The sequence below is a fragment of the Paenibacillus sp. TC-CSREp1 genome, from assembly GCF_050171015.1.
Lineage (GTDB): Bacteria > Bacillota > Bacilli > Paenibacillales > Paenibacillaceae > Paenibacillus > Paenibacillus silvae.
Genome location: NZ_JBNOKM010000004.1, coordinates 94,855 through 110,439 on the forward strand (window position 1 = coordinate 94,855; position 15,585 = coordinate 110,439).

12 protein-coding genes are annotated in these 15,585 nt (G+C 42.2%); 8 read left to right on the forward strand and 4 right to left on the reverse strand.

Annotated elements, in window-relative coordinates; translation table 11 throughout:
- Positions 1-12 precede the first annotated feature (12 nt).
- Entirely contained in the window at positions 13-1,665 is a 1,653-nt protein-coding gene (locus ACQSGY_RS07070; RefSeq protein WP_427051289.1) for a sensor histidine kinase, read from the reverse strand.
- A 285-nt stretch (positions 1,666-1,950) separates the two neighbouring features.
- Between ACQSGY_RS07070 and ACQSGY_RS07075 the strand changes: the two genes are divergently transcribed.
- The 5 genes from ACQSGY_RS07075 (at position 1,951) to ACQSGY_RS07095 (ending at position 10,165) form a co-directional block, all read left to right on the forward strand.
- Complete coding sequence (locus ACQSGY_RS07075) at positions 1,951-3,519, forward strand: hypothetical protein (RefSeq protein ID WP_427051290.1); 1,569 nt, start codon at positions 1,951-1,953, stop codon at positions 3,517-3,519.
- A gap of 59 nt (positions 3,520-3,578) precedes the next feature.
- Positions 3,579-6,419 (forward strand): family 78 glycoside hydrolase catalytic domain, encoded by a 2,841-nt coding sequence (locus ACQSGY_RS07080; protein WP_427051291.1) that lies wholly within the window; start codon positions 3,579-3,581, stop codon positions 6,417-6,419.
- 164 nt (positions 6,420-6,583) lie between these two features.
- On the forward strand, positions 6,584-7,813 hold the full coding sequence (locus ACQSGY_RS07085) for a cytochrome P450 family protein (protein WP_427051292.1): 1,230 nt from the start codon (positions 6,584-6,586) through the stop codon (positions 7,811-7,813).
- A 198-nt stretch (positions 7,814-8,011) separates the two neighbouring features.
- The gene (locus ACQSGY_RS07090) at positions 8,012-9,001 is read left to right on the forward strand and encodes an alpha/beta hydrolase (RefSeq protein ID WP_427051293.1); all 990 of its coding nucleotides are present in this window, start codon (positions 8,012-8,014) and stop codon (positions 8,999-9,001) included.
- Between the two features lie 411 nt (positions 9,002-9,412).
- Positions 9,413-10,165, forward strand: coding sequence for an SDR family NAD(P)-dependent oxidoreductase (locus ACQSGY_RS07095; RefSeq protein ID WP_427051499.1), 753 nt, complete (start codon positions 9,413-9,415; stop codon positions 10,163-10,165).
- A 135-nt stretch (positions 10,166-10,300) separates the two neighbouring features.
- On the opposite strand, the gene ACQSGY_RS07100 is transcribed toward ACQSGY_RS07095, so the two are convergent.
- From ACQSGY_RS07100 to ACQSGY_RS07110, 3 genes are all read right to left on the reverse strand, one after another.
- Positions 10,301-11,089 carry a nucleotidyltransferase domain-containing protein gene (locus ACQSGY_RS07100; RefSeq protein WP_427051294.1) on the reverse strand — a complete coding sequence of 263 codons (789 nt, stop codon included), beginning with the start codon at positions 11,087-11,089 and terminating at the stop codon, positions 10,301-10,303.
- 80 nt (positions 11,090-11,169) lie between these two features.
- Positions 11,170-12,150, reverse strand: coding sequence for a hypothetical protein (locus ACQSGY_RS07105; RefSeq protein WP_145402055.1), 981 nt, complete (start codon positions 12,148-12,150; stop codon positions 11,170-11,172).
- Positions 12,144-13,097 (reverse strand): helix-turn-helix domain-containing protein, encoded by a 954-nt coding sequence (locus tag ACQSGY_RS07110; RefSeq protein WP_427051295.1) that lies wholly within the window; start codon positions 13,095-13,097, stop codon positions 12,144-12,146. The genes ACQSGY_RS07105 and ACQSGY_RS07110 overlap by 7 nt, the downstream gene beginning before the upstream one ends.
- Positions 13,098-13,335: 238 nt before the next feature.
- Here ACQSGY_RS07110 and ACQSGY_RS07115 point away from each other — a divergent pair, with 238 nt between their 5' ends.
- Genes ACQSGY_RS07115 through ACQSGY_RS07125 form a run of 3 tightly spaced genes read left to right on the forward strand, consistent with a single transcriptional unit; the run spans position 13,336 to position 15,567 of the window.
- Complete coding sequence (locus ACQSGY_RS07115) at positions 13,336-13,983, forward strand: class I SAM-dependent methyltransferase (RefSeq protein WP_427051296.1); 648 nt, start codon at positions 13,336-13,338, stop codon at positions 13,981-13,983.
- A 1-nt stretch (position 13,984) separates the two neighbouring features.
- On the forward strand, positions 13,985-14,230 hold the full coding sequence (locus ACQSGY_RS07120) for an acyl carrier protein (protein WP_427051297.1): 246 nt from the start codon (positions 13,985-13,987) through the stop codon (positions 14,228-14,230).
- Positions 14,227-15,567 (forward strand): hypothetical protein, encoded by a 1,341-nt coding sequence (locus tag ACQSGY_RS07125; RefSeq protein WP_427051298.1) that lies wholly within the window; start codon positions 14,227-14,229, stop codon positions 15,565-15,567. Before ACQSGY_RS07120 ends, ACQSGY_RS07125 begins: the two co-directional genes overlap by 4 nt.
- Positions 15,568-15,585: the final 18 nt, after the last annotated feature.

The following is a 15,585-nucleotide window of genomic DNA, read 5'->3' on the forward strand; positions in this document are numbered from 1 at the left end:
TAATTTCATAGCTCACTCCATGTTTTCACTCAGTTGTGGTTCAAGAGACCAATGTAACTGGACGCTCAGACCACCCAGCGGGCTTTGCTCAAACTCGAGATGTGAATGTACAGGATCATGTATTCTTAAGCGTTCCGAAATGTTCCAAAGCGCACATCCCAACGTATCGATCGGAGGTTTTGCAATCCTGGCCTTAAGTGCAAGGATATCATCCGTACTCATTCCTTTTCCGTCATCATCTATCCTGATACAGATCCCATGCTCAATACGTTTTATTGAGACGTGTATGACGCCAGAATCACGCTTTGTTTCAATGCCATGAATGATACTGTTTTCCACCAAAGGCTGAATGAGCAGTTTCGGAATCGGCACAGTCTTTAATTCCTCCGGAATTTCAATCTCATAGGAGAGCCGATCCATACGTAAGCTCTGAATTTTAAGATAGTTGCGTATGATCCCCATCTCTTTTTCAAGGGTTGTCATAGGTTCGTCCAATCGCGTCGTATATCTGAAATATTCAGCCAGATTTTGTGTCATGGCTGTCACCGCTTCCTCATTACCCAATCTCGTCATATTGTTGATAAAGAAAAGGCAATTATACAGAAAATGGGGATTAATCTGAGCCTGCAGCTGCTTTAACACGGCTTCCCTTGCTACAATTTTCTCTTTATACACTTTTTCAATCAGATCCTCGATTTGCCCAGCCATATCATTAAATTGTCCATATAAAAAATCAAACTCGTTACTGCTCTCCCGCTGTATTCGATAAGAGAAGTCTCCACGCTTCAAAAGTCGAACACCTTTCAACAAGGCGAGGATTGGAATCTGTACTTTACGGAAGAGAACCACAATGATCGTGATTCCTGCTACAAACAGCATGGTACAAGAAGCATAGAACCAGAACTGAGTGAAACGAATGGGTTGTAAAGCCCTGTCAAGCGGCATGAAGTCAATTAAATACCATCCGAGCTGATGAGAATAAACATAATTTACGATATACTTTTCTTCGTTTACTGACACGGTCTCAGAACCGGAAGTGGGTTGAAGATGAGTTGTGATCTCTTTTAGAATATTAGATGTTACCGGATTGGCTAGCTTACGTGTGATAGAATCCCCGTTAGAGTGATAAAATAGAGATTCATTCTCTCCCTGATGGGAGTTCTCTACCATATCTTCAAGATTACTTCGAGGAAATTCAAGTCGAATAATAGCCTGTGGTATCACCTTATACTTGTAGTATTTATCTGAGGCTTTATCATACTCCCATCCTGGATTTTTGGAGTTAACAACTGGAGCTTTCATGCCAATCTCGGAAGAAATAATCCATTGTTTCAAAAGTGTAGAATAGATGGAGATTTTGCTGTTCCATCCTTCTGACAAACTTTGAAGATTGACTCTTGTAGCAATATTCTGAATTAATTGTACCTGTTCGTAGGAGCTCATCACATCAACCGAGCGCAACAAAGCAATCGAGTTGTCGGTTTCCATTGATATGGATAACATGTTTAACCGGTTCAAGGCTTGGTCCAGCGAATTGACTACAAATTCCACACGATTGAGATTATTGGTTTTAATGTCTTTCTGTACCGTATCCAGACTGGATTGAACGGAAAAGGTATACATGACAAGCACGGAAACAAGCATAATGAACGTAATTGCCACCATATTCAGAAATGTTCTGTATTTCTCTCTCAATCTGAAATTCCCCCTGCCAAGAACTAAATTCACCTAATTGTAGACTTGCCAACTGTGAATTACAACCCATTTAACTTACATATGGAAGTAAGGTTAAGAATGAATTATGTAATGTTGAAAAAGCGTTATATAGACTTAACCACTGGCACGATATCATGATGATGAAGGAGCTTAATTCGTATGAACTGGAAATCAATTTGTCTTTCTCTTTCATTCTTATGTCTGATCCTGCTCACTTCAGGATGTAGTCCCAAGATGCCACAACCTGAGCCCGTTCAATCGGCAGTTCTGCTGACAACGGTCAAAATGAATGAACCGACCACTGTATATAAAAACGGCGAAAATGTTGCAGATAATGTACATAGTCGCTGGGCTTATCACACACTCGGTGTAAACATTCGTACAAAATGGAGTGCCCCAGCAGGAGACTATGATATGAAGCTTCGGCTAATGCTCTCTTCTGATGATGTATTACCTGATGTTTTTACGTCGAATGTAATGGATACAGTCAACACGTTTATGCTTTCAGGAAAACTCTTGGATGCAGGAGAAGCCTGGGAGCGTTATGCTTCGCCCGCATGGAAAGCAGCAATGGCAGAAGTGCCAGAAGCCTGGAAACCTTTTGAGATCAATGGAAGGCGTATGGCTATTCCAATCATTACGGAGCAAACATCACAGTCTGTTCTCTGGATTCGCAAGGACTGGCTGGAGCACTTGAATCTCAAAGCTCCTAACAATCTGAACGAACTAGAGACCGTCATGAATGCCTTTACCTATGATGATCCGGACGGAAATGGCAAACAGGACACTTACGGTATTGATTTTGCAATTAAAGACCAGTACGTCGTCTCACCGATAGGGGATATCTCATGGGTATTCGGTGCATATGGAGCGATCCCGAGTATATGGAGCAAGAATGAAAAAGACCAACTCGTGTACGGAAGTGTTCAGCCTCAGATTAAACAAGCGCTTGCGACATTAAAATCATGGAAAAGAAAAGGTTACATTGGAAATAACCTAGCACTTCAAGACTTTAGTCAAGTGAATCAGAATATCATTGATGGAAAAGTAGGTATAGTTGCTGGCCCCCGCTGGTTTAGTGACTATCCTTTTCAGCAACTAAAAGCCAAGGACCCGTCAGCCGAGTTTGTACCTTATCCAATTCCTGTTGGGATGGACGGAACCGCGGCCCGCTTGAAAGGAAACTCATACAGTGGAGCATTGATGATAAGCCGGCATATCTCAGAAGAAGCTTTACAGGCATTCTTCAAGTATCAGAACTATTTATACGAAGCTACAATAACCGATGATCCTTTGTATCTTAGCGCTTATCAAAACGGGTACGATTATGTAATCAACTCGGATGGATCCGTAAATAGCAACAGCAAGGACATTCCTGGAGGAAAAGTAAGCACGTATAAGTACACCCTTATGGGACAATATGCGAGTTATCCTTCCCGAATCAAAGCAGCATCACTAAAAATGGGTCAAGGTAAAACTCTCAGTTTTCATGATCGCGCTATATTACTAAGTATGGGGATCGACCCCAAGGACGAAACACAATTTCTTTCCATGCAGGCAGATGCTGTGGAGAATCAGCAGAGGCAGATTGATCGCAGCAATCTGTATCAGGGTCCTCCGACCAAAACAATGCAAGCCCGAAACACCTATTTGCAAAAAATCGAACTGGAAACCTTTAACTCGATCATTTATGGAGAGGAGCCACTTACTGCGTTTGATGAGTTTGTACAAAAGTGGATGAATTCTGGCGGGAGACAAATTACAAACGAAGTAAACGAGTGGTACCACTCCAATGGAAACTAGGCCATAACATCGAATCATTAACAGCTGAATTTCGCGAATCGACACGGGAGGTTACTTAGATGAAGGTTACGAAGCTAAAAACAAATCATATCTCCAATCCACTAGGATTTGAAATATTCAATCCAAGCTTTTCTTACATGGTTACAGATACTACGGCAACGAAACAAATTGCAGCACAGTTCGAAATCGCTCTTGATGAATCTTTTTCACAGCTCGTATTTAACAGTGGGAAGAAACAAGATATCAATTCACTTGCGTACTCGCCAAATTTGGAATTAGCTCCACGGACACGATACTTCTGGAGAGTTACCGTGTGGAATGAACGTGGGGAACAGGCCGTTAGTGAAACTGCCTGGTTTGAAACAGCAAAAATGGATGAATCCTGGACGGCCACGTGGATTACACCTGATCTGGACAGGGATATTCATCCCGTGATGAAGAAAAGCTTCGAATTAAGAGGTCCGATTACGGAGGCAAGAGCTTACATTTGCGGTTTGGGCATCTATGAATTGGAATTAAACGGGGTCAAAGCAGGGGAGGAATATCTGGCTCCGCATTATAATGCATATCACAAATGGCTGCAATATCAGACATATGATATTACAGATTTGCTGCGGGAAGGTACAAATTCGGTGGATGTGGGTCTGGGTAACGGCTGGTATAAGGGGCGTTTTGGTTTCGAAGGTGACACAACAGCCAATCTGTATGGAGATCATTTTGCTTTGTTGTCCGAATTCGTGATTACTTACGCCGATGGTACGGAAGAAGTCATTCCATCGGACCTGTCCTGGCACGCCACTCGCTCGCATGTCTTGGATGGCAACATCTACGATGGAGAAATTTACGACGCCACACTGGACGTAAGTGAAACCTATCCGGTACGTGAAAGCGATCTGGGATACGAACGGCTTCAAGCCAGAAGAAGTCTCCCGGTAGTCATCAAGGAAACGATAAACCCTGTATCTGTCTTGACCACACCAGCAGGTGAAACCGTGATTGATATGGGACAAAATATGGTCGGCTGGCTTCAATTCCGCACTAAAGCACCGCATGGAACCATGATTCGCTTACAATACGGCGAAGTATTGCAGGAAGGGAATTTTTTCCGTGAAAACCTTCGGTCAGCCAAAGCGGAATACGTATATACAGCAAATGGTGAGGAAGCAGTTGTACGTCCATACTTCACCTTTTACGGCTTCCGCTATGTCAAGGTAGAAGGCTGGCCTGGAGAGCTGGATCTGAATGATTTTACAGGCTGTGTAGTTTACTCTGATATGGAACGCATCGGTTATCTGGAGACCAGTCACACCGGCGTAAATCGTCTGTTCCAAAATGCACTTTGGGGGCAAAAGGGAAATTTTCTGGATACGCCTACAGATTGCCCTCAGCGGGATGAGCGTATGGGCTGGACTGGAGATGCACAGGTCTTCTCAGGCACGGCTAACTTCAATATGGACACGTATGCTTTTTTCAATAAATATGGTTATGATTTGTGGAAAGAGCAGGAGGATCGGGATGGAATGGTTCCAATGGTCGTTCCTGTGGGCCGAGTGCAGGGCGGTGGCTCAAGCGCTTGGGGAGACGCGGCGACGATTATTCCTTGGAATACGTATGTACATTCCGGAGATAAGGCCATCCTGGAGCAACAATTTGATAGCATGAAAGCATGGGTAGATTACATCAAACGTTCAGACGAAGAGTCTGGGGGAACACGTCTCTGGACAGTGGGTTTCCACTTTGGTGATTGGTTGGCACTAGACGGAGATAATCCCGATTCCCCGATGGGCGGAACAGACAATTTCTTCATTGCTTCAGCATATTATGCGTATTCCTCGGAAATCGTTGCCAAAGCTGCGAGGGTGCTTGGCCACAATGAACTTGCTAGCTCCTACGAAAAGCTGGCGCAAGAAGTTAGAGCAGCCATTCAAAATGAATTTTTCACAGCAAACGGGCGTTTGGCAGTAGATACCCAAACTGCATATGCGGTCGCCTTGTATATGGATCTCGTACCGAAAGAGTATGTGTTGCGAATTGAGGAAGATATTCGCATGCGTTTACGCAGAGATCAAAATCATCTGAAAACCGGGTTTGTTGGCACGCCATATTTGAATCGTGTTCTGTCAGCACACGGAAGCAATGATGTGGCTTACACACTCTTGCTTAATGATGATTACCCAAGCTGGCTGTATGCCGTTAATTTAGGAGCTACAACGATTTGGGAACGGTGGAATTCCATCTTACCCGATGGGAACATTAGCGAAAGCGGTATGAATTCGTTGAATCACTACGCTTATGGTGCGATCGTGGAATGGATGTATCGTCACATGGCAGGCATCAATCCTACTGAAGATCAGCCTGGTTTCCGTCATACCGTGCTTGCGCCAATGCCAGACTTCAGAATTAAATGGATAAAAACCCACATTGATACGGCAGCTGGAGCTTACAGAAGTGAATGGAAGTTTGACGAGCAAGGCAAATTGTATTTAAGCTTCTCCGTTCCCTTTAATGCGACAGCAACAATTAAGCTGCCACACGCAATTATTGACCATGTCATCATGAACGGGATTGTACTATCAGATGCCGGTCTTCCGGTATTACAGGGTGACCATGAAGTCTGCATTGAAGTAGCCAGCGGCAATTACGATTTTAATTATATGCCCTCTACTCCATACAAAGAAACACTGAGTACACGCACACCTCTCAATGTGCTGCTTCGTAATGAAGAGAGCCGGAGTATGCTGCAAGAGCTTTCACCTACGCTTGCCTCCTTGGACCCCTCAACCATTGGTCCTATGGGAGAAGCAAGTATACGCGAACTGTCCAGTTATCCTTCGTTCAACACACCGGAGGAAGAGCTGGATAAGTTGGATCTCAAGTTGATGACGATTCAACTGGTTTAAACCCTGGATTTATATCGATTATTCTAAGCGCACAACATATTCTTGTGCGCTTTTCTATGCAAAAAATGATCATTTTATCAAAATTTGAAAGTTATATTCGTGCGTGATAGAATTTATATTGAATTGATATTATAACTATCATTTTGAGAAGGAGAAGTGAAGTTATGTTTACGCATGGAAATAAAAACGAGTCTCAATCCAAAGTTGATTTTATGAATCAAGCATTTATTCAGAATCCTTTCCCCGTATACGAGCATTTGAGAAAGGAAGACCCTGTTCACCGTTTCCTTTTACCTAGCGGGCATTTTGCCTGGTTAGTAACCGGCTACGAGGATGTTTCAACGATTTTGCAAGACCATCAGCGTTTTGTAACCAATCCTCCTTATGTGCAAGAGTCCGATGGTTTCGTCCCCCCTCATCAGGAAATCATCTCACGCAACTTGCTCAGTGTCTCCCCTGAGGATCACCGCCGATTAAGAAGATTAATCCAAAAAGCATTCACTCCACGTATGATTGAACGCCTAAGGAGCCGCATCTATGAAATTAGCAACGATTTACTGGATCAGGTTTTGGCAAAAGGGAAAAAAGAGATGAATCTGATCGAGGACTACGCATTCCCTTTACCGATCATCGTCATCTGTGAAATGTTGGGCGTGCCTCACAAAGATCAGATTCAATTTCGCGAATGGTCCAACATCATTATGGAAGGCTTCAACAATCCTGAACTGAACGAACAGAGCGATCAAGTTATGCGTGCATTTGTAGAGTATTTACAGACACTGATTGCAGATCGAAGACAGTCACTTCAGGAAGACTTAATCAGTGACCTCATTACTGTCGAGGAAGAAGGGGATGTTTTATCCGAGCAAGAATTATATGCCCTTGTATTTGTATTAATTATCGCTGGGCATGAAACGACTGTGAATCTGATTGGAAACGGTATGTTAGCCTTGATCGAAAATCCAGCACAGAAACAATTATTGTTGGAGCAGCCTGAACTTATAGGGCCAGCTATCGAAGAAATTCTGCGTTACAATGGCCCTGCTGAAGTGAGTAACATTCGCTGGGCTACAGAGGATGTAGAGTTTGGAGGCAAACACATTCGTAAAGGTGAGATGTTGTTTGTGTCCTTTTCTTCAGCGAATCGTGATGAGCTTCACTTTCCTGACCCGGATACATTCGATATCACACGTAAGGTAAACAATCACCTCGCTTTTGGTAAAGGTGTTCACTTTTGTCTTGGAGCACCACTTGCCAGACTAGAAGGAGAAATTGCAATTCATGAACTTCTGCGTAGAATGCCGGATATTCAATTCAAGAACGAGCCCGAACCATTAACATGGCGTCCCGGCATGATTATTCGTGGATTGTATGAATTCCCGGTTCGTTTCTGAATCCGAATATTCAACAGCATACAGGTCGTTAAACTGCAATTGAACCGCGATCTCGCGGTTTTTTTGTTTGGAATGATTTCTTTCGATTTCGCTATTTAATCTTTGTATCGCGTTATAGCAGAGCCTTTCCCTGAAATCTACAATGGAAGTATCCCTTTTCTTGAAACTACATTTATATAAAAGGAGACCTGCACGTATATGAAACTTCTATCGTATGACTTGAGCAATACAAATGTTACCCTGACTGCCTATCTGCTGGATTCATCACCCGAGATGCCGAATATGAAGCAGCGGCCTGCGGTACTTATCCTCCCAGGCGGAGGGTACAGAGCCTGCTCTGATCGGGAGGCTGAACCGATTGCTATGGGTTTTTTAGCCGAAGGATATCAGGCTTTTATTTTACGGTACTCGCTCAATCAAGATGCTGCATTTCCACGACCTCTCAACGATGCAGAAGAGGCCTTGAAGCTTATTCGCACACATAGTGCAGAATGGGACATCCATCCGCAAAAAATTGCCGTCTGCGGTTTCTCCGCAGGTGGACATTTGGCTGCAGCACTAAGTACGATGGGTTCTGTTCGTCCTGATGCTTTGATTCTTGGCTATCCTTGTATTCTCGAAGAAATGAGCGCGATTTTTCCAGTCCCTGTTCCAGGTGTAGATCAGAAGGTGGATCAGCTCACACCACCGACATTTATATTCCACACATTTGATGACAAGCTCGTACCTGTGCATAACTCCCTTGCGTTTGCGGACGCTTTGACTCGCCAAAACGTACCTTTTGAGTTGCATATTTTTCCTGCAGGTACTCACGGACTGTCTCTTGCGCGTGCACAAACGTCAATGGGTCTGATCAGCATGGTGGACCCCTCCGTTGCACAATGGTTTGGTTTATGTACAAACTGGATGACCCGTGTATTCGGAGAATTTGTTGCAGATCTCGAGCATTTACCTGAGGAAGAGGTGCTGGAGTACAGCCTGGATGTAAAACTAGGGGCGTTATGGAAGAATGACAGCTGTAAAAAGTTAATTCTTGATGCTATGCCAGAAATTGGAGATGAGCCTCATCCAGATGCCATGGGAGTATCACTTCGTATCATTTTAGATTACGGAGGTAACAAGTTAACCCAAGAAGCAAAAACACAATTGAATGATGCTTTGCGGCAAATTCCGGTATTTCATTCTTAATCATCGCTGTAAAAGCGAAGTGTATTCATCTATTCCAATATGAATAGAAGGATTGCAAGTTTCGACATAAAATGATATTATTTATATTGTAATGATAGCCTTACTATCAAAAAAAAAAAAAACCAAATGGAGGATCACATGACAAACTACAATGAGAACATCAAAATTTCGGAATTATTAAATAACGCTGAAGCAACTGCACTTCTTGCTAAACATCTGCCAGAATTTATTAACGAACCTTCATTCAAAATGGCTTCCCATTTTACACTCGATCAACTTGCCGCTATTCCTCAGGTGGATTTGCCTGAAACGATTTTGGATGCATTAAAAGCAGATCTCGCTAATGTAACTTTTGTAGAAGAAGAGACTCCAAAGGCAGTAAATCAAACGGTGAACAAAAAATCAGATTCTCTGGCTGGGAAAGTGATTACGATCACGGGGGCGGGCAGTGGCATCGGTAGAGCAAGTGCAGTCCTTATGGCTTCGAGAGGAGCTAAATTAGTATTGGTTGATTTTAACGAGGCTACAGGTAACGAAACTCTTGAACTTGTGAAAGAGCAAGAGGGGGAAGCCATCTTCGTTCAAGCAGACGTATCTAATGAAGAGCATGTTCAAAACTATATTCAAAAAGCGGTAGAAACGTTTGGCAAGATTGATGTAGCATTTAACAACGCCGGAATCATCCAAAAATTCCAACCTTTCCACGAAACAGGGCTGAGCGATTTTTCACGAATTATTGATGTCAACCTGAAAGGGATTTTCCTCGGTATGAAGCATGCGCTTAAGGTGATGGATCAACAAGGCTATGGTCACGTGATTAACACAGCCTCCACAACTGCCATCCGTGCAGAGCATAGCCTTGCAGCATATACAGCAAGTAAACATGGTGTTGCAGGTCTAACGAAAGCAGCAGCCATTGAATACGTAAGGAAAGGAATTCGTGTGAATGCGATTTGTCCTGGCGGTGTAGCAACCACACTAACAGCAGCTGTACCACAAATGCTTCAGAATAGTGATTACATGCCGGAAGAATTCCCTAATATGCGAATTGGGCGTTTTGCTGAGCCTGAGGAACTCGCTGAGCTTGTAGCATTCCTCGCATCAGATGGCTCGAGCTATATGACGGGTTCCATAATTGTAGCAGACGGCGGTCTTACGCTCTAACATACGTTCAACAGCATTCAACAATAACCCACAAGGCCATCACACTTAATAACTGATGGTCTTGTGGGTTTGTTCTCATTCGATCCCTTACTATGAGAGGCGATATTTTGGAAACTCGTGTTACCTTTATTCTACTTAACGATCCGCTAAAGGCGGTTCCTGATCAATCCAGTTCCATTCATTGTTAGCCACAAAAATAGTAAGCGCTTGCTCGAATGCAATGTTAGGATCATAGAATCCAAGCATGACCTTCGCGTAATCCATGCATTTTTCGTAATTCGGGTGAGCGATGAGATCATTAGTTAATTCTACAAAGCCTTCCGGTTTATTCGTTACACCAGAGACTGCATTCATCAGACCTTTATGGCAGGGAAACAACTGATGATTTATCGCCAAAATTGCACGACCGGCAAATAAAACTAAATTGCTAACTGCATGGGAGAGCAGATAAGGATTGTTTTTTTTGACGGCTTCTCCTGCAAAATAGAAAGCGTGCAAGTAAATTTCCGCATAAAAATCCATTATATTTTTCTCGCGATTTTGCTCCGGGTATACAGGGATGCGATGTAGGAGTTCATCTAATTGAGGAATGGTTGAATACACGGCCTTAGAACCCAAGAAAGAATACCTTGTAGGTTCACTGCCTTGTGCAGCTGCAAGTTCCAAGAAACCATAATTGATAATTTTGCCATCAATATAGCCTTCAGGATAATCACAGATCTCATGATTGGCATACGATAATTGATGCTGCAATTTTCTCTCTTCAAAAGAATCATCTGTAACGACGATGTAAACGTCAATATCCGAGTTTTCTCTGGCTTTACCTTGAGCGATTGAGCCAGCCGTTATAATGGCTCTAATCGTAGGGTCAGGTTTCAAAAGCTCGACCAACTGATTTAATGCAATCTGATGATGTTGAAACATAAAAAAATCACTCCTGTATAATTTGATAACTTCATCTAACTTCAAATTTACAGAAGTGAACGGATAAGATATATAGTGGATTACGCCAAATCCTGCAATTGATTTAGCAAATCGCTCTCATGTTGAATAATAAAGAGCATTTTATTATATATTTTCTGACGCTGACTCAAGGCGTTGCCAGAAAAACAACATTTGATGGACTGATGCATGACAGCATCCCACCTTCTAGCAAGCTCTAAATATTGTCCTCCAATCGTATGGAACATATTTTCCTGAGAACGTTCATGTAAGTAAAAGATAAACGATGCATATCTAAGTCTGGCCATTGAAAACTTCATCCATTGAAAGATAGCGTGTTGTGTATCCATTTTGGGATCTGAAATAACGATTCCTTCTTTTAAATATGCCTCAGCAAATTGCTCTAAGTTCCGGATACTGTTTTGCATTGTTGGCACGCCCGTTTGTTCATATAAACTGGAAGATAGCAGTCCTTTCCAATCGTTGTGAAAAGAGCAGGGATCCGTTATACGAAAGATAGCGTAGTAAAATGAAATATTCAAAAACAATTGGAGCTCCATCTCCATATTTTTTTGTCCGTAATACGCATCCACCAGCATTATTTTCTGGTCTTTCAGGTCTATGCCTACAGCAAGACAGGAATGCCGTGCATGCGTTTTGAGATACCCGTCAGACCATGGACAATAGTACACATCAATACCTACCAGTACAGCCATGCCGGCACCTAATTCAGACTGCAGCATGTCCAGAAATGGCTTTTCATCCTCGTTGCTGTTCAGCATAGTCCCACTGAAATCTCGATCTCTAAAATCAACTTGTATACCATGATAGGTGTCCAGATAACTCAGGTTTAAACGGGGATAGACGATGCGATCCAGCAAAAGTTGTTGTGAATCAGCATCGTACTCAAAGACACATGCATCTGCGTACATCGTTCTCATATCTCTACCTAGCCAATTAGAAACCGTTTTGAAGTGATCATCAATACAAGACGTTACTTGAAAGGGGGTATCGAAACTTTTGAGAGGTTGAATATCTAACATGTCGGTTCCTCCCGAATTAACCCCGCAGAAATCCCTATGTATTGCCTATATGCCCCTGGAGTCGTTCCACAATGTTCTCTAAATAATTTGTAAAAATATTTCATGTCATCGATACCAATCGCTTGAGCAATTTGTTGAACACTCCAGTTTGAATACTCCAGCAATTTGCAACTGTATAACATACGAATGTGTTGCAACATCTGAATATAACTGATACCCGTTTCTTTTTTAAACATTCGTTGAAAATTTCTTGTACTCATCGCAACAAGCTGGCTTATTTTTTGAAGTGTAAGTGTATCCCTATAATGGGTTCCCATATATTGAATCGCCCGGTGTATAGAGAAATCCTTGATCTCGGTCTTTCTGTACAATTTCTGCTGATTACTATTGTAGAGAATGTAGAATAGTTTATTCAGTAACTGGCATTGAGCAGCCGCTAAATATGGTGCGGTACGAGCCTCCTGTTGATGTAACATTTGTCTGAATACATTGCGAAATTCATTACGTTGCTCGACGAACATAGACCATGTGCGTCCTCCACGAAAAAATGATTTCTCCAAAAACGGCTTATACAGACAATTCATAATATATAACGGGGCCTGTTCTTTCAAATCCAGTGGTTGAAACGCATGTGATACACCAGGGGGGATAACAAACAAATCTCCCTTAGAGACCAGAATACATTGATCCCCGATCTGATGAAGCCCTTCTCCTTCATATACATAAGCGATTTCAACAAAATCATGATGATGTAGCATCGTAAACGGCTCTTCTTTTGTCAGCTTCAAATGAACGGGGGTAAAGGAGTCAAAAAAATACTCTTCTCTAAATACAATTGAATTGTGCATGATCAGATTTCCTCCGCTTCGTAAGTCATTTGGTAGGAAGCACTGCTTACGGACAGTATATCTGTATTTTTTGGCGCATTCAACCATATATTGGATCACTCTATCTTGCTAGAATTAAGTTCTACACCACTTATAACTTTGTGAGAGGGGAGTGATCATTTTCGATACTTCTGAACAAATGATGCCTCATAAGTCCAATGATTGCTTTAGCAAACTTGGAATTTATAGCGTCCAAGGAGTCTTTATTATTCTGTTCTTGTTATTATCCCCCGTCTACTATTTGAACAAATGGGACTTTAAACGTCACAAAAAGCGGAAGCCTTTCTACACCAGTAAATTGGTTCGACTGCAAGAGCGTTATCCGATTTTCTACGAATTAGCCATGTACGTTCAAAATTTCCCGATTCCTCGTAATGTCTACAAAGTTTTACCCGCTTTAAGGGGCGACGTTCTTCAGGTGGGCTGCGGTACAGGTTTACTGAACAAGTATCTTCGCAAGCAGAAGGATATTCGTTTTCTCAACATGGATCCGAATTTAAATGCACTGAAACTTGGAAAGAAGTGGGGAAGGTTCGATGCCTATATCCATGCCTTTATTGATAAGCCGACTTCTTTACCTGAACATTGCTGCGATATGGTTTTGTTCGCACGAAGCTTTCATCACATTCGTCACCACAAAAAAGCTTTCATTGAGAGCTGCAGACTGTTACGTGACGGTGGATCTATCATTATCGCGGACCCGGTTATTCTCAAGTCTCTTGCAGGTTCTGTAACGGACGGCGGTTATATGGCGAACTCTTCGATTGATGGTGTAATTTGGAGATTTACCAAAGAAACATTAATTACTCATATCGAGCGCTGTCTTCCTCCTGAATTAAAGATTGAATCCGTAACCGAAACGAGACAAGTGCATGTAACGAATTACAATTTATTTGTACCTCAGACAGATATCGTATTGGTACTACGAAAAAGGGAGGCTGTATAAAATGATAACTAAAATTATTGAGATCATAGCTGAAATCAAGGAAGAACCAAGCCTGGTTAACAAGCTGAACGAATCCTCTGACCTAACTCATGATGCAGGAATGGATTCACTGAATATTATTAATTTTATTTTACGTATTGAAGAAGAGTTTGATATTGAAGTTGATTTTGATCATTTCAGTCTGGAGCATCTGCAGTCCGTACAGAAATTTTCACAATTTATCCGTGAGATGGCGGCCAGCGTATGAATTTTGCTTTACATTGTGGATCATTTGAAGCAGAGCGGTACTGGCGCGATTCCCGGCTTGCTTCTATTCCTACCATACAAAATATACAAACAAAGAAGATTACTGATTCCATGGACGAGCTTCTGTTTGTCTTTTGTAAAACCGGAGACTTGTTACTCACGCGCCATGTCATGGACTCCGTTCAATATGATTACATTCGCTCGATCGGATATGACATCCATATGAATCGAAATCCATGGTTTAGCGCAGAAAGGGAGAGCGAAATTGATAACTTAAATGTATTTGAAATCATGAATCTCTCTGATGTTACGGATCAACTACTATCTTGCTTTTCCTTGGAGAAAACAACATTGGAAGCGTTTGCAGTGATTCCTGGGACGTTAGATTTTGCACAAAGATATCATCTTACATCCCATTATCCCGGGCAAAATATTGTACAGCGAATTAATGCTAAATCGTACTCACTTAAAATGCGTGATAGGTTGAGCCTGCCGAATATCGGCAGAGTGGTCGAGGGGAGGGAACAACTGCTTGCGATCGCCAATGAAATGCTCCGTGAAGGTGCCGTGCTTCTAAAGGATGAGTTTGGTGTGTCTGGAAAAGGGAATTTACTCATTCACTCCGAAAAAGCATTGCTTCGTTTGATCAAGCATCTGGATAAACAAGCAGCACAGGGAAAGTTGATTCGTTTTGTCATAGAACCTCTGCTAGATCGTAAATTTGATTTCTCTTGCCAGCTTTATATTCATGAATCGGGCGACGTTCAACTCGTTTCTTTTCAACAACTTGATAATCATGGATACGCATTCGGCGCTTCACATACGATGAGTGAATCGTTTAAAGCGCATCTGTATGCTTCAGGTTATACGAATCAAATGTTAGAAATCGGAAGTTTATTATACCAAGACGGCTACTTTGGCGATGTTTGTATCGACTCTATGATATTACAAGATGGTTCAATAGAGCCACTGGTTGAAATAAATGCCCGAAAATCCATGAGTTTAATTAAGCACGGTGTAGATAGCTTAATTTCCAATCCACAGCTGCATAGCAGCTTGGTACAGTTCAATCTCGCAGTTCCTGCCCGTTCCCAATATGAGCACTTGCTTCAAAATTTAAGTCAACAGCAGATCTTGTACACCAAAGAGAGGGGAATGGGCATCTTGCCACTCTCTTCGGGAACTCTTATTTCTCCTTTAACAAATCTTGATCTGAACGAACGTACTATGGGACGATTCTATTTTGCAGTCATTTACGAGAGCCAGCAGCATATGCAAAATCTAGTTGCCGGAGTTAACCAGTCATTGCTGGATTCCGGGCTAAACTTGATTACGTAACCCGAGTTTGTCGGGATT

Coding starts and splice junctions, on each gene's coding strand:
- ACQSGY_RS07080 (WP_427051291.1), top strand. CDS start 3,579: ATGAAGGTTACGAAGCTAAAAACAAATCATATCTCCAATCCACTAGGA.
- ACQSGY_RS07090 (WP_427051293.1), top strand. CDS start 8,012: ATGAAACTTCTATCGTATGACTTGAGCAATACAAATGTTACCCTGACT.
- ACQSGY_RS07085 (WP_427051292.1), top strand. CDS start 6,584: ATGTTTACGCATGGAAATAAAAACGAGTCTCAATCCAAAGTTGATTTT.
- ACQSGY_RS07070 (WP_427051289.1), bottom strand. CDS start 1,665: ATGGTGGCAATTACGTTCATTATGCTTGTTTCCGTGCTTGTCATGTAT.
- ACQSGY_RS07120 (WP_427051297.1), top strand. CDS start 13,985: ATGATAACTAAAATTATTGAGATCATAGCTGAAATCAAGGAAGAACCA.
- ACQSGY_RS07100 (WP_427051294.1), bottom strand. CDS start 11,089: ATGTTTCAACATCATCAGATTGCATTAAATCAGTTGGTCGAGCTTTTG.
- ACQSGY_RS07125 (WP_427051298.1), top strand. CDS start 14,227: ATGAATTTTGCTTTACATTGTGGATCATTTGAAGCAGAGCGGTACTGG.
- ACQSGY_RS07075 (WP_427051290.1), top strand. CDS start 1,951: ATGCCACAACCTGAGCCCGTTCAATCGGCAGTTCTGCTGACAACGGTC.
- ACQSGY_RS07105 (WP_145402055.1), bottom strand. CDS start 12,150: ATGTTAGATATTCAACCTCTCAAAAGTTTCGATACCCCCTTTCAAGTA.